Origin of the sequence: Bradyrhizobium sp. SEMIA, from assembly GCF_014844175.1 — a bacterium.
Lineage (GTDB): Bacteria > Pseudomonadota > Alphaproteobacteria > Rhizobiales > Xanthobacteraceae > Bradyrhizobium > Bradyrhizobium arachidis.
Window position 1 is genome coordinate 2977824 of sequence record NZ_CP046601.1, and the last position, 20396, is coordinate 2998219.

16 protein-coding genes and 4 pseudogenes are annotated in these 20396 nt (G+C 63.1%); 6 read left to right on the forward strand and 14 right to left on the reverse strand.

All coding sequences use genetic code 11. From position 1 onward, the window contains the following. Positions 1–169 precede the first annotated feature (169 nt). Positions 170–1834, reverse strand: a complete 1665-nt coding sequence (locus FOM02_RS14585) for an L-lactate permease (RefSeq protein ID WP_027563109.1) — start codon at positions 1832–1834, stop codon at positions 170–172. 318 nt (positions 1835–2152) lie between these two features. On the opposite strand from FOM02_RS14585, the pseudogene FOM02_RS14590 reads away from it, so the two are divergent. Further along, positions 2153–3914: pseudogene (locus FOM02_RS14590) on the forward strand (ABC transporter ATP-binding protein/permease). 260 nt (positions 3915–4174) lie between these two features. On the opposite strand, the gene FOM02_RS14595 reads toward FOM02_RS14590, so the two are convergent. The 4 genes and pseudogenes from FOM02_RS14595 to FOM02_RS14610 form a co-directional block, all read right to left on the reverse strand. Beyond that, positions 4175–5206 (reverse strand): TorF family putative porin, encoded by a 1032-nt coding sequence (locus tag FOM02_RS14595; RefSeq protein ID WP_027563111.1) that lies wholly within the window; start codon positions 5204–5206, stop codon positions 4175–4177. Between the two features lie 438 nt (positions 5207–5644). After that, a complete protein-coding gene (locus tag FOM02_RS14600) occupies positions 5645–6019 on the reverse strand; it encodes a hypothetical protein (protein ID WP_027563112.1) in 375 nt (124 codons plus the stop codon). An 85-nt stretch (positions 6020–6104) separates the two neighbouring features. Then, positions 6105–7427: a glycolate oxidase subunit GlcF gene (gene glcF / locus FOM02_RS14605; RefSeq protein WP_027563113.1), complete on the reverse strand. Its 1323-nt coding sequence runs from the start codon at positions 7425–7427 to the stop codon at positions 6105–6107. Then, a pseudogene (locus FOM02_RS14610) lies at positions 7424–8570 on the reverse strand (FAD-binding protein). The gene glcF and the pseudogene FOM02_RS14610 overlap by 4 nt, the downstream one beginning before the upstream one ends. Positions 8571–8801: 231 nt before the next feature. Between FOM02_RS14610 and FOM02_RS14615 the strand changes: the two are divergent. Beyond that, positions 8802–9137 (forward strand): putative quinol monooxygenase, encoded by a 336-nt coding sequence (locus FOM02_RS14615; protein WP_027563115.1) that lies wholly within the window; start codon positions 8802–8804, stop codon positions 9135–9137. Positions 9138–9188: 51 nt separating this feature from the next. Here the strand turns inward: FOM02_RS14615 and FOM02_RS14620 are convergent. Next, positions 9189–10681 (reverse strand): annotated as a pseudogene (locus tag FOM02_RS14620) (FAD-linked oxidase C-terminal domain-containing protein). Between the two features lie 280 nt (positions 10682–10961). Here FOM02_RS14620 and cycA point away from each other — a divergent pair. Beyond that, positions 10962–11357 carry a cytochrome c-550 CycA gene (gene cycA, locus FOM02_RS14625; RefSeq protein ID WP_027563117.1) on the forward strand — a complete coding sequence of 132 codons (396 nt, stop codon included), beginning with the start codon at positions 10962–10964 and terminating at the stop codon, positions 11355–11357. A gap of 118 nt (positions 11358–11475) precedes the next feature. On the opposite strand, the pseudogene FOM02_RS14630 reads toward cycA, so the two are convergent. Next, positions 11476–12431, reverse strand: a pseudogene (locus FOM02_RS14630) (alpha/beta fold hydrolase). Between the two features lie 330 nt (positions 12432–12761). Here FOM02_RS14630 and FOM02_RS14635 point away from each other — a divergent pair. After that, positions 12762–12944 carry a hypothetical protein gene (locus FOM02_RS14635; RefSeq protein WP_265441848.1) on the forward strand — a complete coding sequence of 61 codons (183 nt, stop codon included), beginning with the start codon at positions 12762–12764 and terminating at the stop codon, positions 12942–12944. A 13-nt stretch (positions 12945–12957) separates the two neighbouring features. On the opposite strand, the gene FOM02_RS14640 is transcribed toward FOM02_RS14635, so the two are convergent. The 3 genes from FOM02_RS14640 to ykgO all read right to left on the reverse strand — a co-directional run bounded on the left by FOM02_RS14640 (position 12958) and on the right by ykgO (position 14231). Next, entirely contained in the window at positions 12958–13218 is a 261-nt protein-coding gene (locus FOM02_RS14640; RefSeq protein ID WP_027563120.1) for a hypothetical protein, read from the reverse strand. 124 nt (positions 13219–13342) lie between these two features. After that, complete coding sequence (locus tag FOM02_RS14645) at positions 13343–13996, reverse strand: tetratricopeptide repeat protein (protein WP_027563121.1); 654 nt, start codon at positions 13994–13996, stop codon at positions 13343–13345. A gap of 109 nt (positions 13997–14105) precedes the next feature. Next, entirely contained in the window at positions 14106–14231 is a 126-nt protein-coding gene (gene ykgO / locus FOM02_RS14650) for a type B 50S ribosomal protein L36 (RefSeq protein WP_006611362.1), read from the reverse strand. 342 nt (positions 14232–14573) lie between these two features. Between ykgO and FOM02_RS14655 the strand changes: the two genes are divergently transcribed. Continuing rightward, a complete protein-coding gene (locus FOM02_RS14655) occupies positions 14574–15458 on the forward strand; it encodes an amidohydrolase family protein (RefSeq protein WP_027563122.1) in 885 nt (294 codons plus the stop codon). Positions 15459–16273: 815 nt separating this feature from the next. On the opposite strand, the gene FOM02_RS14660 is transcribed toward FOM02_RS14655, so the two are convergent. Beyond that, on the reverse strand, positions 16274–17008 hold the full coding sequence (locus FOM02_RS14660) for an SDR family NAD(P)-dependent oxidoreductase (RefSeq protein ID WP_027563123.1): 735 nt from the start codon (positions 17006–17008) through the stop codon (positions 16274–16276). Between the two features lie 85 nt (positions 17009–17093). Here FOM02_RS14660 and FOM02_RS14665 point away from each other — a divergent pair, with 85 nt between their 5' ends. After that, positions 17094–17528, forward strand: coding sequence for a winged helix-turn-helix transcriptional regulator (locus FOM02_RS14665; protein ID WP_027563124.1), 435 nt, complete (start codon positions 17094–17096; stop codon positions 17526–17528). A 109-nt stretch (positions 17529–17637) separates the two neighbouring features. Here the strand turns inward: FOM02_RS14665 and FOM02_RS14670 are convergent, their stop codons facing one another. The 3 genes from FOM02_RS14670 to FOM02_RS14680 all read right to left on the reverse strand — a co-directional run bounded on the left by FOM02_RS14670 (position 17638) and on the right by FOM02_RS14680 (position 20326). Next, positions 17638–18636 carry an ABC transporter substrate-binding protein gene (locus FOM02_RS14670; RefSeq protein WP_027563125.1) on the reverse strand — a complete coding sequence of 333 codons (999 nt, stop codon included), beginning with the start codon at positions 18634–18636 and terminating at the stop codon, positions 17638–17640. A gap of 139 nt (positions 18637–18775) precedes the next feature. After that, positions 18776–19144, reverse strand: coding sequence for a hypothetical protein (locus FOM02_RS14675; protein WP_027563126.1), 369 nt, complete (start codon positions 19142–19144; stop codon positions 18776–18778). Between the two features lie 636 nt (positions 19145–19780). Further along, positions 19781–20326, reverse strand: a complete 546-nt coding sequence (locus FOM02_RS14680) for a hypothetical protein (RefSeq protein ID WP_265441849.1) — start codon at positions 20324–20326, stop codon at positions 19781–19783. Positions 20327–20396 lie beyond the last annotated feature (70 nt).

A 20396-nucleotide genomic window follows, 5' to 3' on the forward strand; every position in this document is an offset into this window, starting at 1 on the left:
GCCCACACTAAAGCGCGATGAGATAGGGAAGAATCGTCATCTCGCTTTGGATTGTTGCTTGAGCATGATCTTTCGGAAAACCGCTGCGCACTTTTCCGGATCACGCTTCAGATGCAAAAATCCCCGCGGGGGGCGAACCCCGCGGGGATTTGCAGCGAAGCCGATGTCGCTACTTCAGGACCATTGCCGTGAACGGCCAGACATAGGCCTGCAGCGTCACCAGCACACCGACGAGGCAGGCCAGCACGATCGAGTGCCAGAACACGAAGCGCAGGATCGTGCCTTCGTGGCCGTACCAGTTGGTGGCGGTGGAGGCGACGACGATCGACTGCGCGTCGATCATCTTGCCCATGACGCCGCCGGACGAGTTCGCCGCCGCCATCAGCACCGGCGACAGGCCGAGCTGCTCGGAGGTGATCCTCTGGAGATTGCCGAACAGCACGTTGGAGGCGGTGTCCGATCCCGTCAGCGCCACGCCGAGCCAGCCGAGCAGCGTGCCGAAGAAGGGATAGAGCACGCCGGTCGCGGCGAAGGCGAGACCGAGCGTGGCGTCGACGCCGGACAGACGCGTCAGCGTGCCGATTGCGAGCATCGCCGAGATCGTGATCAGCGAGATCGCGCAGAGCCGGATGGTGCGACCGTACTCGGTCAGGAGCCGGCCGGGGCCGACGCCCATCAGGAAGCCGGAGATGATTGCCGCGATCAGCATGCCGGTGCCGGTGAAGGAGAGATAGGTGAAGCCGAACACGGCGGCCTCCGGCGTCGGCTTGGCCGCCACCGGCGGCACCTTGTTGATCATCTGGTGCAACTCGGGAACGGGATAGTTCCAGACGAAGATCGAGTTCGCCCAGGTCTTGAAGGCGCCGTTGCCCCAGATCAGCATTACGACGCAGACGATGATCCACGGCAGCAGTGCGCTGAAGAGCTCGCTCTGCGTCAGCGGCGTCTTGTCGAGCGGTCTCGCCGCCGCCATGGTGGCGGCCGATTCATCGTGGCCGCGCAGGGCCGGCGACAGCCAGAGCTGCCGCGGCTGCCACACGCGCAGGAACAGGATCAGCGCGCCCATCGAGATCAGCGATGCGCCGATGTCGACGATCCAGGGATTGATGAAGTTCGAGATCACGAATTGCGGGATCGCGAACGACACGCCGGTGACCAGGATCGCCGGCCAGACGTCCTTCATGCCTTTCCAGCCCGCGAACGCCCACACCACCCAGAACGGCACGATCAGCGAGAAGAACGGCAGTTGGCGGCCGACCATCGCGCCGAGGATGTAGGGATCGAGTCCGGTCACCGAGGCAAGGCCCTGGATCGGCGTGCCGAGCGCGCCGTAAGCCACCGGCGCGGTGTTGGCGATCAGCGACAGGCCGGATGCGGCGAGCGGCGAGAAGCCGAGGCCGATCAGGACGGCGCCGGTGATCGCGACCGGGGTGCCGAAGCCCGAAGCGCCCTCGAAGAAGGCACCGAACGAGAATGCGATCAGCAGCAATTGCAGCCGCCGGTCCTCGGTGACGCCGCCGACCGCGCGCTTGAGCAGCTCGAAGCGCCCGGTGGAGACCGTCACCTGGTAGAGGAAGATGACGTTGAGGACGATCCAGCCGATTGGGAAGAAGCCGGTCACGATGCCAAGGATCGAGGCCCGGATCGACATGTTCGCCGGCATGGTGAAGACGAAGATCGTGATCAGGTTGGTCACGATCACGGCGATGACGGCCGCGATATGCGCCTGGACGCGGCCGCTCGCGATCAGGACCAGCAGCGTGACGACGGGCACCGCCGCGGCGATCGTCGACAGCACCGGGCTGTGCAGCGGATCATAGATTTGATTCCACATGGTCTTCCTCCCCCACGCATGTGTTGCGGCAGGCGGCCTTGCGTGGACGGCCAAACCCGCTTGACGCTGGAAAGATAACCCCTGAGCAGGACGCGAATTCCTCGCGAAGTGCGGCGGTTCCCGTCCGCTCACAAGCTCGCGAAATCCTGGAGGCCCCCACCCCGCGCCGTTAAAGCCCATGCTAAGGTTGCGAGCCGCGACAAGCCAACGCAAATTGCAGAACTTGCGACTTTAGTCTAAGCGCAGCCAAATTCCGCATGGCCGCAGCCATTTGACTCCCGGCACTTGTGCACACCCCCCTCGAGGAGATCCTGCTCTGTGAAGAACATCAGCGCCACGCTCGCGGTCGTCTGGCGAATCGCCGGTCCGTATTTCCGATCGGAAGACAAATGGGCCGGCCGCGGCCTGCTCGGCGTCGTCATCGCGATGGAGCTGACGCTGGTGGCGATCAACGTGCTGCTCAATCAATGGCAGAACCGGTTCTACAGCGCACTCCAGGCCTACGATCTCAACGAGTTCGTCATGGAGGTCTGGATCTTCATCGGCCTTGCTTTCACCTACGTCGCAGTGGCCGTCTACAAGCTTTACCTGAACCAATGGCTCCAGATCCGCTGGCGGCGATGGCTGACGCAACACTATCTCGGCGAATGGCTCGAAGGCGCCACGCATTACCGCATGCAGCTCAAGGGCGACCCGGCCGACAACCCGGACCAGCGTATCACCGAGGACGTCAAGAACTTCGTTGAGCAAACGCTCGTCCTTGGCCTCGGTCTGCTGTCCTCGATCGTGACGCTGGCCTCGTTCGTCGTCATCCTCTGGGGTCTGTCCAACAAGGCCCCCCTGCACATCTACGGCACAGATATCGTCATCCCGGGTTTTCTGGTCTGGTGCGCGATGGTCTACGCGATCCTCGGGACGGGACTGACGCACTGGATCGGCGCTCCGCTCATCAACCTCAATTTCGAGCAGCAGCGCTATGAGGCCGACTTCCGCTTCAACCTGATCCGCGTGCGCGAAAATTCCGAGCAGATCGCGCTGTTGAAGGGTGAGAGCGCCGAGCGAGGCCATCTGCTGCACCGCTTCGGCTCCGTCATCGCCAACTGGTACGCGATCATGAGCCGGACCAAGCGCCTCACCGCCTTCACGGCGAGCTATGGTCAGGCAGCAACAATCTTTCCCTACGTCGTGGTCGCTCCGGCCTACTTCGCGAAACGCATCCAGCTCGGCGACATGATGCAGACCGGCTCGGCCTTCGGCAGCGTGCAGGATGCGCTGTCCTTCTTCGTCACGGCCTACCGCTCGCTCGCCGAATGGCGCGCCATCGTCGCCCGTCTCGACGGCTTCGAGATGTCGGTCAGCTCCGCCGCTACCATCGCCGCGCGCGAGCCGACCATCGGCGTTGCGCGGTCGAACGGCAAGGCGATCACCCTTGCGCAGTTGCTGGTGGAGCTGCCGAACGGCGAGCCGCTGGTCAGCGCCGATGCCTTCACGGTCGAGCCGGCGGAGCGGGTGCTGGTGAGTGGGCCATCCGGCGCCGGCAAGTCGACATTGTTCCGGGCGATCGCCGGCATCTGGCCATTCGGCACCGGGAGCATCGCCATTCCCGAAAAAGCCAGGCTGATGATGCTGCCGCAGCGGCCGTATTTTCCGATCGGCCCGCTCGGCGACGCTGTCATTTACCCCGCCGAGCACGGCACGGTTGCGCCCGAGAAGATCGCGGAGGCGCTCAACGCGGTCGGCATGCCGCGGCTGGCGAAACGGCTGGACGAGGACGGTCACTGGAACCGGATCCTGTCGCTCGGCGAGCAGCAGCGACTGGGGCTGGCCCGCGCGCTGCTGCATGCGCCGGACTATCTGTTCCTGGACGAGGCCACGGCGTCGCTCGACGAGCCCTCCGAGGGCCGGCTGTACCGGCTGCTCGCGGAGAGGCTGCCGCAGGCCACCATCGTCTCGAGTCGGCCACCGCTCGACGCTGGATGCCTTCCACACCCGCAAGGTGATGATGGTGAAGGACGGCGATATCCACGTCCTCGGCAAGGGCGGCGAGGCGGCCCAGGCGGAGACCACCGCGGCGCGCTGAGGTGGCCCCAGACAATCCCGAGGCTACGCAACCTCGACAGGACTTCGTTGCAGCCATCCTTCGAGACGCCCGCCTCCGGCGGGCTCCTCAGGATGAGGTCTGTCCTCGCGGCAAGATCCAGACCCTCATGGTGAGGAGCGCCGCCCTGCGGCGCGTCTCGAACCATGCAGGCCGAGCGCTCTCACAGACGCCATCCACGCCGCAAAGCAAAAGGGCGGCAGGTTGCCCTGCCGCCCTCGTTAAGTCGTCTCGGAAAGAACTTACTTCAGGTTGCTCATCGCCGTCAGGTCGACCGAGAGCTTGGCGACGCCAGTAGCGCTACACCAGTTGGAGCCGAACGCCGTGGCTGCGTTTGCACCGCCGTTGATCGGGGTGACGAAGCCGGGGCTGGCGTTGGTCGCCGAGAAGTCGCTGGTGAAGGCGTTGCAATTGCCCTTCGACAGGTCGGTGTCGTAGTAGCGCAGATCGAGCGTGAACACCTTGTAGGTGAAGCCGACACCGATGTTCCAGGTGTTGTAGCTGGGCTCCTTGATGCCGTTGGCATAAACGGGGTCACCCGCGATGCCGTAGAAGATGTCCGAGGTCCCGAGCCACTGACGGCCGAATTCACCCGACACGTACATGCCGACGCCGCTGGCGCCGAAGGTCGTGCTGGGCGCGGTCCACTTGGCCGTGATCGAAGAGTAGTTGCCCCAGGCGCCGAGGTTCAGGAAGTTCGGCGAGTAATACTCGTTGAAGCCGACCACCCACTGATCGTTGATGTTGATGTTCAGCTTGGCATAGACTTCGTAGAAGCTCGCGTCCTTCTTGGCGAAGTTGCCGTTGATCGGCAGGCCGATCGGGCCCACGGAGTTGTCGAGGCTGCTGCCGCAATTGCCCTGAGCGAGGGTGCCCTGCGAGCCGAAGCAGCTTCCGCCCGGATAGAGGTAGCCCCAAATACCGAAGTCGAAGGCGAACATGCCGAAGGTCGGGCGGATACCGCCGTAGATATCGACCTCAGCCGCAGCGCGGTTCGGGAACGAGATGCTCTCCGCGGACGTACCAACGTAGAGTTGGAGGTCCTTGTTGACGTTGTAGCGCGGCTCGAAATAGGCCGCGACCGACGGATTGTGGTTCGACTGGGTGACACCACGGAAGATGTAGTCGCTCATGATGCCCGCGCCGAAGGCGACATCCCAAGGATCAAAGGCGGGCGGCGGCGGAGCCTTCAATGCCTTGACCGGCATGTCTGCCGCGAAAGCCGAACCCGTCACCATTGCCAGCGCCGTTGCCAACAAAGCTACTTTCTTCATTTCGATCCCCATCACCAGTTCTACCAGCCAGTCCCCCGGAAGCCCCCCGGGGCAGACGATCTGACTTCAAAAATTCGTAACTGCGGCAATTTGGATTGGGGTCGGCAAACCGTGAAGCAAAAATCACGGGCATCTGCCGACTTTTTGGGCGTTTTGGCGATTCCACGAAAGGTTGTCAGGCTGTGTGTCTTCTCGATCACATTATTTGCATTCCAAAGTGCATTGAGCGGTCCGGGTTACTACGGAGAACCGAGCTGCAGTGATGTCTGCGCCACGAATCAAGCTGACGGCGAGAACGACCGCCGCCCCGACCAGCATGACGATGCAAAAAGGCCGCAGCATCACTGCCGCGGCCTTTGCTGTTGTCGCTCGTTGCCGTTGGGGCGGCCCCAATCTTTCGCCGAACCTTGGGACCAAGCCCAACGCCAGCCTTGCGGCCTAGCCTTGCCCGTCGGCCGGCGTCGGCTCCGCAGAAGACGAAGGCATCGCCCAGCTCGTCTCGGCGGCGGGCTCGGGAGCCGGAGCCGGCGCCACCACCGGCGCTGACGGCTTTGGCGCGGGAGCTGCCTTCGCTTTCTTCGGTGCTGCTTTCTTCGCAGCCTTCTTCGGCGCAGCCTGCTTCACAGCCTTCTTGGCCGACTTCGCAGCTTTCTTCGGCGCGGCCTTCTTCGCAGCTTTCTTGGCCGACTTCTTGGCTTTCTTGGCAGACTTCTTCGCGGACTTCTTGGCTGCTTTCCTCGCGGTCTTCTTCGCCGCTACAACCTTCTTGGCCTTTTTGGCCTTCTTGCTTTTCTTCTTCTTCGCTTTCGCCATCGTGGTCCTCCTGTTGCCGCCGAACAATGGTCGATCGGGCGTCGTTCTGCCGTCACCTGCGGACGAAAGCTCAGCCCTTGAAAGCTCAAACCTGCGCGTTCAATGCCGGCCGCGACCCGCCCGTAGCCCAATCGAGAAGCTCAATCGTGTGTACGACCGGAACTGACGTGCCACTGGCAATCTGCACCATGCAGCCGATATTGCCCGCGGCAATCATGTCCGGCTTGACGCTTGCGATGTTGGCGACCTTGCGATCGCGCAACCTGCCCGCAAGCTCGGGCTGGAGAATGTTGTAGGTCCCCGCCGAGCCGCAACACAAATGGCTCTCAGGGACATCTTTCACCACGAATCCATTCTTGGAAAGCAATTCTTTCGGAAGGCCGGTAATTTTCTGCCCGTGCTGCAGCGAACATGCGGAGTGATAAGCGACGACGATGTTGTCTTGCCGTGCAGTCGATTCCAATCCGAGGCCGGCGACGTATTCGGTGATGTCCTTGGCGAGCGCGGACACCTTGGCCGCATCGGCCGCGAACGCCGTGTCCTCGCGCAGCAGATAGCCGTAGTCCTTGATCACGGTGCCGCAGCCGGAGGTCGTCACCAGGATGGCGTCGAGCCCCTCGCCAGCCGCTTCCTTTTGCCACGCCGTGACGTTGGCGCGGGCCCGCGCCAACGCATCGTGGTCGTTGCCGAGGTGATGGGTCAGCGCACCGCAGCACTGCTCGTCCCGGACCAGCACGACCTCGATGCCGTGGCGGGTGAGCAGGCTGATGGCGGCCTGGTTGATGCGCGGCGCCAGCACCTGCTGGGCACAGCCCTGGAGCAGCGCGACGCGGCCGCGCTTCTTGCCGAGGGCCGCGAACACGCTACCGGCAGCAGGCCCCGGTGACGGCAGCCGGTTCGGCGCCAGCGCCAGCATCGCCTTGAGGCGCTGGATCAGGCCGGGCGTCGCCGACGGCCGCGGCGTCGGCAGGAATACGGCGAGCGGGCGCGCGAGCCGCGCCAGCCACATGCTGATGCGGAAGCGCTGCGGATCCGGCAGGACGAAGGCCAGCACCTGGCGCAGCAGCCGCTCGGCCAGGGGGCGCTCATAGCGCTGCTCGATCCTGACCCGGGCCTGGTCGACGAGGTGCATGTAGTTCACCCCGGAAGGACAGGTCGTCATGCAGGCCAGGCACGACAGGCAGCGATCGACATGCTTGACCACCTCGGCGGTCGGCGCCTGGTCCTTCTCCAGCATCTCCTTGATCAGGTAGATGCGGCCGCGCGGGCTATCGAGCTCGTCGCCGAGCAGCACATAGGTCGGACAGGTTGCGGTGCAGAAGCCGCAATGGACGCAGGCGCGCAGGATCTTGTCGGCCTCCGCGATGTCGGGGTCGGCGAGCTGCGCCAGTGAGAATTCGGTCTTCATGCCGCAGCGCCCCGCCTCAGGCGTCCCCGGTTCAAAATGGTCTTCGGATCGAAGCTGGCGCGCACCCGCTCGCTCAGGGCCGCAACGCCGGGCGCCTGCGGATGGAACACGTCGACATCGCGCCTGACATTCTCGGCCGCCCGGATCAGCGTGGCGTGTCCGCCAAAGGCGTCCACGCGCTGGCGCACGATCGGCGCATGCGCGTCGGCCTTCGGCGGCAGCGCCGCCCAGATCAGGCCGCCGCCCCAATCATAGATCACGTCGGCCGGTCGCGAACGGCAGCACGTCGCGGATGGCGGCCCACAGCGCGGCAGACGCCGTGTCCTCGATCAGCGTCGCGGTTCCGAACGGCGCCAGCAATTCGCGCAGCGAGCCGGCGCGGTGGGCGGCGGAGGACGTGATGCCCTCGAGCCGCAGCACGGTCAGTGCCTCGCCCTGGCCGGCGATATCGCCGAGCCCCTCGGTCTTGGCGCGGAACGCCGATTTCGGCAGATGCGCGGCTGCTGAAACGTCGAAGGGCGAGCCGAGCGCCGCGGTCATCGCCTTGTTGGCGGCGGCATCCTCCAGCCCGCGCAGCAGCAGGGTGCGCTCGGCCTCGGGCTTGGGCATCACCTTCAGCGTAACTTCAGTCATCACCGACAGCGTGCCCCAGGACCCCGCGAGCAGCTTGCAGAGGTCGTAGCCGGTGACGTTCTTCACCACCTTGCCGCCGGTCTTGAAGCTGTCGCCGAAACCGGAGACGGCATGCGCCCCGAGCAGATGGTCGCGGGCCCCGCCCGCCCTGATGCGGCGCGGACCGGCGAGCCCTGCCGCGATCATGCCGCCGATGGTCCCGACCGCCGGCGTGCCGAGCAGCGGCGCCGTGTTCATTGGCTCGAAGGCGAATTGCTGGTTCTTGGCATCGATCAGCGACAGCACGTCGTTAAGCGGCGCGCCGGCCTGGAGCGTGACGATCAGCTCGTTCGGCTCATAGGAGGTGACGGCATTGAGCGCGGAGACGTCGAGCACGGCATTGGTCGCCATGGTGTGCCCGATGCTGCGCTTGCTGCCATGACCGATGATCTCGAGCGGCTGCTCATTGGCAATCGCCGCGCGTACCACCTCTTCGACGTCTTTGGCGTCTCTGACCCTGAGCGTGTCCACGGGAAAAGGCGGTAGCGAAATTCGCCGTCAAAATCAAATGCGGCGTGACGCCGGCGACCATTGCCGGCGCGCTCGTGATCCTGCGCCGGGCCACCGCAACGCTGCGATCATGCGAAGCGTTCACGACATCGACACTTCGATGGCCGGCGAACCAAGCCGGTCCGGGCCCTCGCTACAAGCTCGCACACCGATCGCGATCAAGACTGAAGGCGAACAGCAAGGAGGAGAGCCATGAACCACTATGCCACGCAGAAATCCCTGAGCGAGGCCGTCGATGGCGGCGGCCTGCTCGTCGTCGCGCAATGGGAGGCCAAGCCCGGCGAGGCCGACAAGGTCGCAGGGATCCTCGACCGCTTCCTTCCCGAGGCGCAGCGCGAGGACGGCGTCAAGCTGTTCCTGATCTCGCGGGCCACGGACAATCCGGCGCAGTTCCTGTTCTACGAGCTGTTCCGCGACGAGGCCGCGTTCAAGGCGCACCAGGAGAGCGCGCATTTCAAGACCTGCATCGCTGGCGAAGCGCTGCCGCTGCTGGCGAAGCGCGAGCGGGCGCAATACGGGCTGCTGTGAGTGGCTTGCGGAGGGAAGGGCTTGCATGGCCCCTTCCCTCCGCACGACCGCTCAGAACCGCGGAATGTCCGGAAAGGCCAGCTTGCCGGCATGGACATGCATGCGGCCGAGCTCGGCGCAGCGATGCAGGGTCGGAAACACTTTTCCGGGATTGAGCAGGCCCTGCGCGTCGAAGGCGCATTTCAGCCGCTGCTGCTGGTTGAGGTCGATCTCGGTGAACATGTCCGGCATCAGGTCGCGCTTCTCGATGCCGACGCCGTGCTCGCCGGTGAGCACGCCGCCGAACTCGACGCAGGCGCGCAGGATGTCGGCGCCGAAGGCTTCGGCGCGCTCGATCTCGCCGGGCTTGTTGGCATCGTAGAGGATCAGCGGATGCAGATTGCCGTCGCCGGCGTGGAACACGTTGGCGCAGCCGAGCTGGTACTTTTCACCGAGCTCGCGGATGCGCGCCAGCGCCTTCGGCAGCGCGCCGCGGGGGATGGTGCCGTCCATGCAGAGATAGTCGGGCGAGATGCGGCCGACGGCGGGAAAGGCGGCCTTGCGGCCGGCCCAGAACAAATTGCGCTCGGCCTCCGAGGTCGAGATCTGGCAGGTGGTGGAGCCGCAAGCATTGGCGATGGCTCGACGCGCGTGATCAGCTCGTCGACCTCGATCTTGGGACCGTCGAGCTCGATGATCAGCAGCGCTTCGACATCGAGCGGATAGCCGGCATGGACAAAGGCCTCCGCGGCGTGGATCGCCGGCTTGTCCATCATCTCCATGCCGCCGGGAATGATGCCGGCGCCGATGATGCGCGCGACGCATTCGCCGGCCGCCTCGACCTGCGCAAAGCCGACCATCAGCGCGCGCGCCGTTTCCGGCTTCTGCAGGATGCGCACCGTGATCTCGGTGATGACGCCGAGCAGGCCTTCCGAGCCGGTGATGACGCCCATCAGATCGTAACCGGAATTCTCGCACCCCTTGCCACCGATGCGCAGGATCTCGCCGCTCATCAGCACGATCTCGCAGCCGAGAACGTTGTTGGTGGTCATGCCGTATTTCAGGCAGTGCACGCCGCCGGAATTTTCCGCGACATTGCCGCCAATCGAGCAGGCGATCTGCGAGGACGGATCGGGCGCGTAATAGAAGCCGGCATGCGCGACCGCCTGGCTGATCGCGAGATTGGTGACGCCGGGTTCGGTGACGACCACGCGGTTGTCGAAATCGATCTCGCGGATGCGCTTGAACTTGCCAAGGCCCAGCAGCACGCCGTCCTCAAGCGGCAGCGCGCCGCCTGACAGCGATGTGCCCGAGCCGCGCGGCACCACCTTGATGCCCTGCCCGGCACAATATTTCAGGACCAGCGAGACCTGTTCGGTGGTATCGGGCAGCACCACCACCATCGGCGGCTGCCGGTAGGCAGTCAGCCCGTCGGATTCGTAGGCCCGCATCTCGGCAGGCGTATCGATCACGCCCTCGCCAGGCACGATTGCGCGCAATGCAGCCACGATCTCAGCGCGGCGCGCAAGCACCGCCTGGTCGCTCGCAGGCATCATGATGGCCATGTCAAATCCCTCATGGCATATCCTTCCGGCTCACGCCGCACGATCAATTTATCACGCCAAATCAATCACGTCCGCGAGGGTTTGGGTAGGCCATCCGAAAGTCGGAGCCGCGATCTCCTGCGAGTTCGCTCTGGGACAAGTAGGCAGCCATGAAACCTGTCATGGTTTCAAAGCTTGTCCAAGCCGGGCGGGCCTGCCAAAACCGGCGGGTTCGACGACTGCCGACCAGGCAAGAGACTGAACAGGCCAAACCCACCAGGGAAGAGACGAAGAGCACCCGATGACAAAACTGACTTTTGGCGCACTGATGATCCTCACCGTGACCGCCGCCGCACCCGCCGCGATGGCGCAGGATGTCGCGGCCGGCAAATCGTCATTCAACAAATGCCTGGCCTGCCACGCGATCGGCGAAGGCGCCAAGAACAAGGTCGGCCCCGAGCTCAACGGCCTCAACGGCCGCAAGTCCGGCACCGCGCCGGATTACAGCTATTCGGACGCGAACAAGAATTCCGGCATCACCTGGGACGAAGCCACGTTCAAGGAATACATCAAGGACCCCAAGGCCAAGATCCCTGGCACCAAGATGGCGTTCGCCGGCATCAAGAACGAGAACGAGATCAACAATCTCTGGGCCTTCGTCTCGCAGTTCGACAAGGACGGGAAGATCAAGCAGTAAGCTTGCAAGCGGCGGCCGCTAAGGCTTCGGTTCTGATTGAATCAGACCCGAAGCTCCGGCTTTTCGCTTTGACGCGTTTTCTCCACGCGGACCGGTATCCACTCCGCTCGAAAACGCTCTAGTCGGCGGCCGCCTGCGCCGGGACGATTCTCCCGATCATCGCCTCGATCTCCGTCTTCACCAGATCCGGCACCGCGTTCTGCACCATGTGGCCGAGATCGGGCAGCACGATCAGCTTTGCGTTCGGCACCGTCGCGGCGAACGGGCGCGCGTGGATGCTGGTCTTCACCGTCTTGTCCGGCTCGCCGGCGATGATGGTGACCGGTGCTTTGATGTCGCCATAGCGTGGAGCTTGCGCAATCACCGCCTCTTTCAGCGTCACCAGATCATAGGCATTGGCGATGAATTCGCGCGGGCGCAGCAGTAGCGGCGTTGCGGAGTCCTGCACGAAACCATCCGGCATCATCTGCGGCAGGAACACGTTGCGCGCGCCGGGTTCGGCGAGAAAATAACCGAGCGGCAGCGTGATGGTGTAGGCGAGCAGCGGACCGATCACGGGCGTTGCGATGATCTCGTTGTAGCGGCCGACCCCGCCGCGCCAGGGATGGTCACCGGCGCGAGCATCACGAGGCCGGCGACGCGGGACGGATGATCGAGCGCGATCCGCGCGCCAAGCGCCCCGCTCCAGGAATGCACGACGAACACCGCGCGTTCGATCCCAAGCTTGCCAAGCACCTCGTCGATCATCCGCGCCTGGATCTCCGGCGTCGAATCCTGCCGCCGCGCGCGCGTGCTCCAGCCATGGCCGGGACGGTCGATCAGGATGACGCGATGCTCCCTGGCGAGCATGTCGCCGAGCGGACGCCGCATCGCTTCGAGATTGGAGCTCGCGCCGTGCAGCATCACGATCGGCAGGCCGGCCTCGCGCGGACCAATGTCGACGACGTGGAGCGTTGCGCCCTCGACCTCGATCATCCGGCCTTGCGGCGGAAAGGCGCGCTGCACGGCCACGATTCCGGCCTGCGTGACCAGCGCCAGCAGGACCAGCGCCGTCACGACTGACATCACGATCATGGGGAGAATCCGGACGGTCCAGGGCACAGGGTAATTACGGGTCTTGCACGCAGCAGTTTCGCCCGGAGCGCGTCAGCGCTTCCACCGCAATTGAGGGGCTGTGGATATGTGCATAATTGCCGAACCAAAAAATCGAGCAAAATCAACGCCATTCCCCCGTGACACACAAGCCTCGGACCAGCTTCATGCAGTCGTCATCGCGCCTTCCATATAATCGCCATGGTCGGTTCCGCCATTAAGACCCGGGTGGGCGCCGATCCTCCTCGCAGCCTCAGGGGATGCGAGGAACGGCCGGCAGGATATGTCCTGGTTTGAACCGGAGAATTTTCGATGAGCTTCAGATCGAACGACACTGCGATCGACGAGATCGTGGCGAGCTGCAATGGCGATCTGCGCGGTGCCGTGCGGGCGCTGCTCCTGATCAACGAGCATCTCGAGGCGGAGCTGGCAAGGGCCTACGCCGCGGCAGCCGATCAGGGCCTGACGGAGCGCGGCGGCAGCGTCCTGCACTAGGGACGCGGTCGGCCTAGTTGGTGCTGTCCTCGTCCTTTTCCTCGTCCGGGGTGACGGCAGGGCAGGCGCGGATGGTCGAGCGGGCAAGCTTGGCGTCGTCCCTGGACTTGTAGGGACCATCGCCGAACCAGATGTCACCGTCGATCACGGGATTGCTGGTCACGATGTTGCACTTGCCAGTGGCGCGGTTGCCGACCACCCAGAACAACCCGTCGGCGAGACTCACCGTCCCCGACGCCAGCAGCAATGTACCTGCAAGGATCAAACGCTTCATGGCTGTGCTCCTGCCATGAAGGTAAGCCCGCGGCCGTGGCGCCAATACCCCTCGCCACTCGGTGCGTCTTATCGTGGTTAATCCACCGCCGCCGCACCTGCTCAAGAACTGATCGACTTGTCGGCTAAATATCGCGGCCTTCGACCTTCTCGGTCAGCGCCTTGACCTGCTCGGGGATCTTCTCGAGGTGCGGATTGACGGCGAGCGCCTTGCGGTAGGCCTCGAGCGCGCGCTTCTCGTCGCCGACCTCCTGCATGATCATGCCGAGCCCTGCGAGCGCGCCGAAATGGCGGGGCTCGCGGATCAGCACCTCGCGGATGTCGGCGAGCGAACGGCCGTAGTCGTTCTGCATGTAGTGGAGCGTGGCGCGCCGGTTCCAGGCTTCGATATAGTCAGGCCTGAGCTTGATGACCGAATCCAGCAGCTTGATCGCGATGTCGATCTTCTGCGCCTCGACCGCGGTCTTGGCCCGCGACATCAGCAGCGCCGCGGTGTCGCTCGGGGTCTGGATCCAGATCGCCCAGATCCGCGCCTCGACATGCTTGGCGCTGGCTTCGTCAGGCGCAGCCTTCAGCGCGCCGAACAGGAAATCGAGATTCTTGCTGCGATCGACCTTGGGCAGCTTGGACGGGGCCTCGGGAAGCTTCTTCTGCTTGCCGGGCGGAGGCGGCGGCTCAACCTGTTGCGCCAGGGCCGGAGCCAGCCCGGCGGTTCCCAGCACAAGGGCCAGACCAAGCACCATGGAGAGGGTGCGCGCGAAAGGGAATCTCACAGCCATCATCAAAGTCTAAACGCGCAAAGCCGCCCTTGCATAGCAGGGGCGGCGTCAAACTCGTGTGAGACCGTGGTCTTGCGGGAGCGCGCGAAAGGCGACCGCGAGGGCAATATCAGCCCTGGCGAGCCTTGAAGCGGCGCTGCACCTTGTTGATCACATAGACCCGGCCCTTGCGGCGGACCAGGCGGTTGGCGCGATGGCGACCGCGCAGCGACTTCAGCGAGTTACGGACCTTCATGGCAGAATCCTGAACGTTCGAAAGGCCGTGTTCGGCACTACCGTTTCGGCACGCGCGAATGTGGCAAAATGAGATTTTTCCCGCCGGCGGACCGACCGCCCGGGACGGGGCGGTTCTTAAGGCATGGCGGGAGGTCATGTCAATGTTAACTGCCCGGTTCCGGGCCAGCAAATTCTTGAAAACAACCCCATGCACAGTAGAAACGGCCGGATCGGCCCGATCTTGTCCCGTCGCGGTCAGGCATAGCAAAGACTTTTGCAGGCAGCGCTTTTACCTCCGGCAACGCCTTGCCAAATTCGTTATATCATATAATCAATTTGCCAACCCGTCGGGAGGACACCAATGCCAAAGCTAAAGCTGCCAAACATCGACGACGTCGTCGCCATCGACATCCACACCCATGCCGAGGAGCCCTGCGGCACCCATCCCGACGACGGCTATGACGATTTCCAGGCGCAGATGGCGGAGTACTTCAAGTCGCCGCACAAGCATCCGCCGACCGTGCCGGAGACCGCGGCCTACTACCGCTCCAAGAACATCGCCGCGGTGATCTTCCCTGTCGATGCCGAGCGCGAGACCGGCTTCCGTCGCTACAAGAACGAGGAGATGCTGGAGATCGCCTCCGACCATCTCGACGTCCTCATCCCCTTCGTCTCGATCGACCCGCACAAGGGCAAGCTCGGCGCGCGCGAGGCGCGCAAGCTGATCGAGGAATACGGCGTGCGCGGCTTCAAATTCCACCCGACCATGCAGGGCTTCTACGCCAACGACCGCATGGCCTATCCGCTCTATGAAGAGATCAACAATGGCGGCGCGATCGCGCTGTTCCACACCGGCCAGACCGGCGTCGGCTCGGGCATGCCCGGCGGCATGGGCATGCGGCTGAAATATTCCAACCCGATGTACATGGACGACGTCGCGGCCGATTTCCCCGACCTCAAGATCATCCTCGCGCACCCCTCCTTCCCCTGGCAGGAAGAGGCGCTGTCGGTCGCGACCCACAAGCCGAACGTCTACATCGACCTCTCCGGCTGGTCGCCGAAATACTTCCCGCCGATCCTGGTGCGCTACATCAACTCGATCCTGCAGGACAAGATGCTGTTCGGCTCGGACTGGCCGGTGATCACGCCGGACCGCTGGCTGTCGGATTTTGCCAAGATCGAGATCCGGGACGAGATCCGGCCGAAGGTGTTGAAGGCGAACGCACGAAAACTGCTGGGGATCTAGGGTGTGTACTCATAATTCCAGCGCGAGTCTGTTCGACCTCTGAAAGCAGACATCACGTCGTCGAAGACCGAGGACGGCTAAGGGCCACAACCGGACTCGGTTTTCCAAGATAACAGGCCTTCATCCAGCTACTGTTTATTACGGTCCCTAATCCGTCTCCGGGCAAACCACAGGCAATGGCTCGGCTCCCGGTTTTCGGTGAGGATAGCCCGTGCAAAAATTCCTAACGCAATCTGTATGTAGACCCGATCCGCATTTCTCGCATCGGGTGACGCAATCCTCGTAGGTGACCCCCGGTCGTGCTTGCTCAATAAGTGTAGGTTGCTTGGGTGTTTGCTCCTTCGCTTTCTGAGCCAATGCTGGGGTGACGGCTAACCCAACAAGGAGCAGTCCGACCACATTCCTCATGTGCTCCTCCCATCGAGAAACGAGAGAGCCTCTTATCCCAATCACTGCCAGACGTTGACTTGGATCAAGCGACCGAAGCTGAAGCGCAGGTCGCCCATTTAGGGCACTGCAAAGCCAATGTCTGCTGAGGGGCACGATCAGGCATCCCGGACTTGCCCGAGCTTGGTCCCCTCATGGCCCAAAAGCGGACGCGCGGATTTATGAGTACACGCCCGAGCCTAAAGCGTGATGAGATCAGGTTGATTGCTACAACGGAGGCGCACACCCTCTCCCGCTTGCGGGAGGGGGTGTTTCCACAATGGGACAATCACCAAGAGGAGAAAGCCCTCACCCGGCGCGCGGGACGATGCTTCGCATCGCCCGGGACGCGCCGACCTCTCCCGCAAGCGGGAGAGGTGAACGAGGCCTCAGACCTGCGCCAGGCCGCCGTCGACGAAGACCTCGCCGCCGGTCATGAAGCTGCTGTCCGAGGATGCGAGGAAAGCGGCCACGGCCCCCGTCTCGGAGGGATCGCCCACACGCCCGATCGGCGTAGAGTTTCCGAGCGCATCGAACGCTTCCTCGCCGACGACCTCCAACGCCAGCTCGGTCTTGGTCGGCCCCGGAGACAGCACATTGACGCGGATGCCGGTGCCGCGCAGATCCTGCGCCCAGCTGCGCGCGAGATTGCGGATCGCGGCTTTGGTCGCGCTGTAGATGCTGAACTGCGGCGTCCCCATCACGCCCGTACTCGAGCCGGTGAGGATGATCGACGCCCCCTTTGTCATCAGCGGCAGAGCCTTCTGCACCGTGAACACCAGCCCCTTCACGTTGACGTCGAAAATCTGATCGTAGTGCTCGACCGTGATCTCGCCGAGCGGCGCGAACGATCCGGTCCCTGCATTGGCAAACAGAATATCGACCCCGCCCCGTTCGGCTTTCACCGCCGCATACAGCCGGTCGAGATCGGACAGATCAGTCACCGAGCCCCTGACGGCGCGCGCCGAGGGCCCCAGCTGAGCAACGGCGGCATCGAGCGGCTCCTGCCGCCGCCCGAAGAGATAGACGAACGCACCTTCGTCGACGAACCGTTTTGCCGCTCCAAGCCCGATGCCGGTGCCGCCGCCGGTCACCACTGCCGTCTTGCCTTGTAGTCTGCTCATGATGTGCTCCCTTCATTGAGGTTGCACTGAGCTGGCGGCGTACCCACCTATCGACAAGTATGCACCTTTTGGTAAGTGCCCAAAAATGTCAGACCCGATCTCACCGCCGGCGCAGACTTCACCTTCCGTCCAGAATTGCACGCCGAATTTGCCCGGCTTCACCTGCGGCCTCGACGCGACCCTGCGGGTCGTCGCCGGCAAGTGGAAGCCGCTGATCCTGTACTTCCTCGCGCAGGGCGGGCCGACCCGCTACGGCGAGCTTCGGCGATCCGTGCGCGACGTCAGCGACAAGGTGCTGATCCAGCAGCTCAAGGAGTTGGAGTCCGATTGTCTCGTGAAGCGAACCGACTACAAGGAAGTGCCGCCGCGGGTGGACTACAGCCTCACGCCTCTGGGCCACAGCCTGGCCGAAGCGCTGGTGCCGCTCTGCGCGTGGGGCACCGAGCACATGGCTGAGGTCAGCCAGGTCTTCGCCGAGCGGGCGACCTGGACGCGGCGAGAACGTCCACCGACCGTCTAGTTCGCGCTGCTCTTCGTCCGAGGTCCGCTCCGCCCTGGATTGCAGCGCGTTGGAGGTGCTTGCCCTGAGTCCGGCTTGGGCCACAAGCAGACTCATGCGGAGCATCGTCTCACTCGATCACCTTGTCGGCGCGCGCCAACAAAACCTCCGGAACCGTCACACCCATCGCCTTAGCGGTCTTGAGGTTGATTACCAGCTCGAATTTCGTCGGCTGTTCGACCGGCAGATCGGCAGGCATCGTGCCGCGCAAAAGGCTCGCCGCGAATCGGGCAGTCAGGTCTGCCAAGTGATCGGAGGATGGACCGTAGCCGATAAAGCCACCTTGCTCGGCTCGCACTCCCCACTGATACATGGTTGGAAGGCGCAGTGCTGCAACTCGTTCCATAATCAGTGGACCATTGCCGTCGAGCATCCCGGAATTAAGAACATTCAGCGCCGTGGCCCCCGATGCCTGTGCCTTATCGATAGTCGCTGCAATCTCCTCAGCTCTGGTGACGCGATAGATTGAAAGCTCAACGTTGCGTCCGCGCGCCGCCTCTTGCAGGGCGCGAACCTTCGCCTCGCCTCGCAACCGTCCCTGCACCACGCGTTCGAACCAAAGGTCGTCGGCGAGAGCCGCCATGCGGCGAATCCCGGGCACGGCTTCGATCAGGATGTCCTGTCGCAGGCCGTCAAGCTCAGGAGCAAAAATGCTGATCCCCGTGATATTGCCATTGGGCCGGGCGAACGATTTTACCAATCCCTCCCCGACCATATCGCCTGTGATCCCAACGATAGGAATGCTCTTGGTTGCCCGCTGTACGGCGCCAACTGCCTCGGGTCCAGCAGCATAGATGACATCGGGTTGGGCTATGACCAGCTCCGCCGCGAGTTGCGAAATCAGATCGATCTGAGATGCAAAGGCGCGGTAATCAATCGTGAGGTTTTGGCCGTCAATGAAACCAGCGCGCCGTAGTTGGTCGAAAAAACGTACGTTAAATTGAATATCGCGAGGATGCGGAGACAAGCAACCCAGGCGATAGGTCCGTCCCGCTTTCTGGGCCAACGCTGCGAGCGGCAACGCCACCATCGTACTGCCGACAAGCGTTATGAACTCGCGCCGTCGCATTTCGTCGCCCTCAGGCCGAGCGACTGTCTAACATATGCTTCTAATCCCATCGGTATCCGACGTTCAGGTGCATAAGAGGAAAGGCAGCTTAGGGCCAGAGCCCGACTCGGCCTTTCCAAGATAACAGGCCTTCATCCAGCTACTGTTTATTACGGTCCCTGATTCCTTGCCTTGGAGGGACAAGCTCGGGGTGGGCTGAGACAATTGCGGCCTGCAAACACGTGAGCAGTTCGACGTAACTTTGCATCCCTATCGACGTAGTGCCGCCCTCGCAACGATTGCGAACATCACTGGGACTGGTCGCCCACAAAGTGCTTATTTGTTGTTGCGCCTGCTTTTCGTCCTTCATGCAGTCCGAGAAACTCTGAACGGCAGTCAGTCCCTGTGCTTTGGCATCGTCTACTGTTGCCTTGCACAGCGCCTCCACATTCAGCACCGGAACCTTATCAGAGACCGGTATCGGGACCGGTTGGCCCACTAGGGCCAGCGATAAGAATGCAATCTTCATTTTTCAGTCCCCTGCAAATGGACGTTCCTGCTTTGCGAGCTCCGCAGGTCCAGAAAATCACCTTTGATCCGGCGCAAGGCTTCGCAGCTTCCCTGCCTGGAGCAGTGAAGCGAAGCAGGGGTTACGACCTTGGCGGCGTCAGGTAATGCCCGCTTAGGGTCACCATCAGAGGAGCCCTGGTTGAGTATATCGAGCCCGCTTCACCCCATAGAGTGGACTCTAGCGGACATGCCGGGTCGACCGGTTGGAGTCACAAGCTGACATCACCTCTAGCAGGTAACTCCCGTTGCGCAGCGGCGCACCGCCCGTCGATCCGCTCTCCGCGCAACGCCAGCGACACTCGTTGCAGTTGCCGGTCTTCCTACTCGGGCGGAAGCATTGTCCGACGATACGGACAACCCCTTCTCTTGCGACCACTGAATCGAAATCGGGGCGGCGCACAATATCGTCGCTCCCACCAAAATTGCGCCAAACATGCTCATCTTTTTCATGAGAGTGTCCTCGCCAATAGTGATAGTTGCTGGTTCTGCATGCGAGATTTCCAGATCTTCGTGCTTGATCCAAATCAAGCGATTCAAATTGCTTGACCTGTCAAGGCGCGACCGCTCGACGCTTCCGAACGCAAAAGCCTTCGTTTCACCAGTTCCAGCCGCCGTAGTAGCGTGGAATCAGCGTCGGTCGTCCGGTGACGTAACTGCGGTTGGCGTAGCCGTCGTAATTGCCGGCAGGGTAGCCGCCAGCTGCATAGCTGCTGCCGTAGTAGCGCGGAAACAGCGTTGGCCGCCCGGTGACGTAGCTGCGATTGGCGTAGCCGTCGTAGTAGCCAGGACTGCCGTAGTAGCTGCCATAATAATTGCCAGTGTAGCCCCACCCGGCGTCTACATGAGGGCCGCCACGATAGTACCCATAAGGTGAGGTGGCCGCTATCGCGGCCGTCCCAATCGCGCCGGCCGCCAAGCCAGCACCGACCACACCAGCACCGTAGCCGTACGCAGCCCGCCGGTAATGGCGACGCGCAACGCCGGCACCGCTAAGGGGTGTCAATGGGCGACCAATCCGCGCCTGCGCGCTCTCAACTGACAGCGAGACACCGCGCTGTTCAGACCAGCTGAACGAGAGCAACGTCGCGCACGCGAAGGCCGAGGTTGCAATTGCAACTTTGCCCAGACTCATCTGCTTCATGGACGTTCTCCACTATCCATTAAAGCCTGCCCCATAGAATGAATGCATGGTCGCTGTTGGAGGGTATTGC

Coding starts and splice junctions, on each gene's coding strand:
- FOM02_RS14680 (WP_265441849.1), bottom strand. CDS start 20,326: ATGAAGCAGATGAGTCTGGGCAAAGTTGCAATTGCAACCTCGGCCTTC.
- FOM02_RS14655 (WP_027563122.1), top strand. CDS start 14,574: ATGCCAAAGCTAAAGCTGCCAAACATCGACGACGTCGTCGCCATCGAC.
- FOM02_RS14675 (WP_027563126.1), bottom strand. CDS start 19,144: ATGAAGATTGCATTCTTATCGCTGGCCCTAGTGGGCCAACCGGTCCCG.
- ykgO (WP_006611362.1), bottom strand. CDS start 14,231: ATGAAGGTCCGTAACTCGCTGAAGTCGCTGCGCGGTCGCCATCGCGCC.
- FOM02_RS14640 (WP_027563120.1), bottom strand. CDS start 13,218: ATGAAGCGTTTGATCCTTGCAGGTACATTGCTGCTGGCGTCGGGGACG.
- FOM02_RS14595 (WP_027563111.1), bottom strand. CDS start 5,206: ATGAAGAAAGTAGCTTTGTTGGCAACGGCGCTGGCAATGGTGACGGGT.
- cycA (WP_027563117.1), top strand. CDS start 10,962: ATGACAAAACTGACTTTTGGCGCACTGATGATCCTCACCGTGACCGCC.
- FOM02_RS14645 (WP_027563121.1), bottom strand. CDS start 13,996: ATGGCTGTGAGATTCCCTTTCGCGCGCACCCTCTCCATGGTGCTTGGT.
- FOM02_RS14615 (WP_027563115.1), top strand. CDS start 8,802: ATGAACCACTATGCCACGCAGAAATCCCTGAGCGAGGCCGTCGATGGC.
- FOM02_RS14665 (WP_027563124.1), top strand. CDS start 17,094: ATGTCAGACCCGATCTCACCGCCGGCGCAGACTTCACCTTCCGTCCAG.
- FOM02_RS14670 (WP_027563125.1), bottom strand. CDS start 18,636: ATGCGACGGCGCGAGTTCATAACGCTTGTCGGCAGTACGATGGTGGCG.
- FOM02_RS14585 (WP_027563109.1), bottom strand. CDS start 1,834: ATGTGGAATCAAATCTATGATCCGCTGCACAGCCCGGTGCTGTCGACG.
- FOM02_RS14660 (WP_027563123.1), bottom strand. CDS start 17,008: ATGAGCAGACTACAAGGCAAGACGGCAGTGGTGACCGGCGGCGGCACC.
- FOM02_RS14635 (WP_265441848.1), top strand. CDS start 12,762: ATGAGCTTCAGATCGAACGACACTGCGATCGACGAGATCGTGGCGAGC.
- FOM02_RS14600 (WP_027563112.1), bottom strand. CDS start 6,019: ATGGCGAAAGCGAAGAAGAAGAAAAGCAAGAAGGCCAAAAAGGCCAAG.
- glcF (WP_027563113.1), bottom strand. CDS start 7,427: ATGAAGACCGAATTCTCACTGGCGCAGCTCGCCGACCCCGACATCGCG.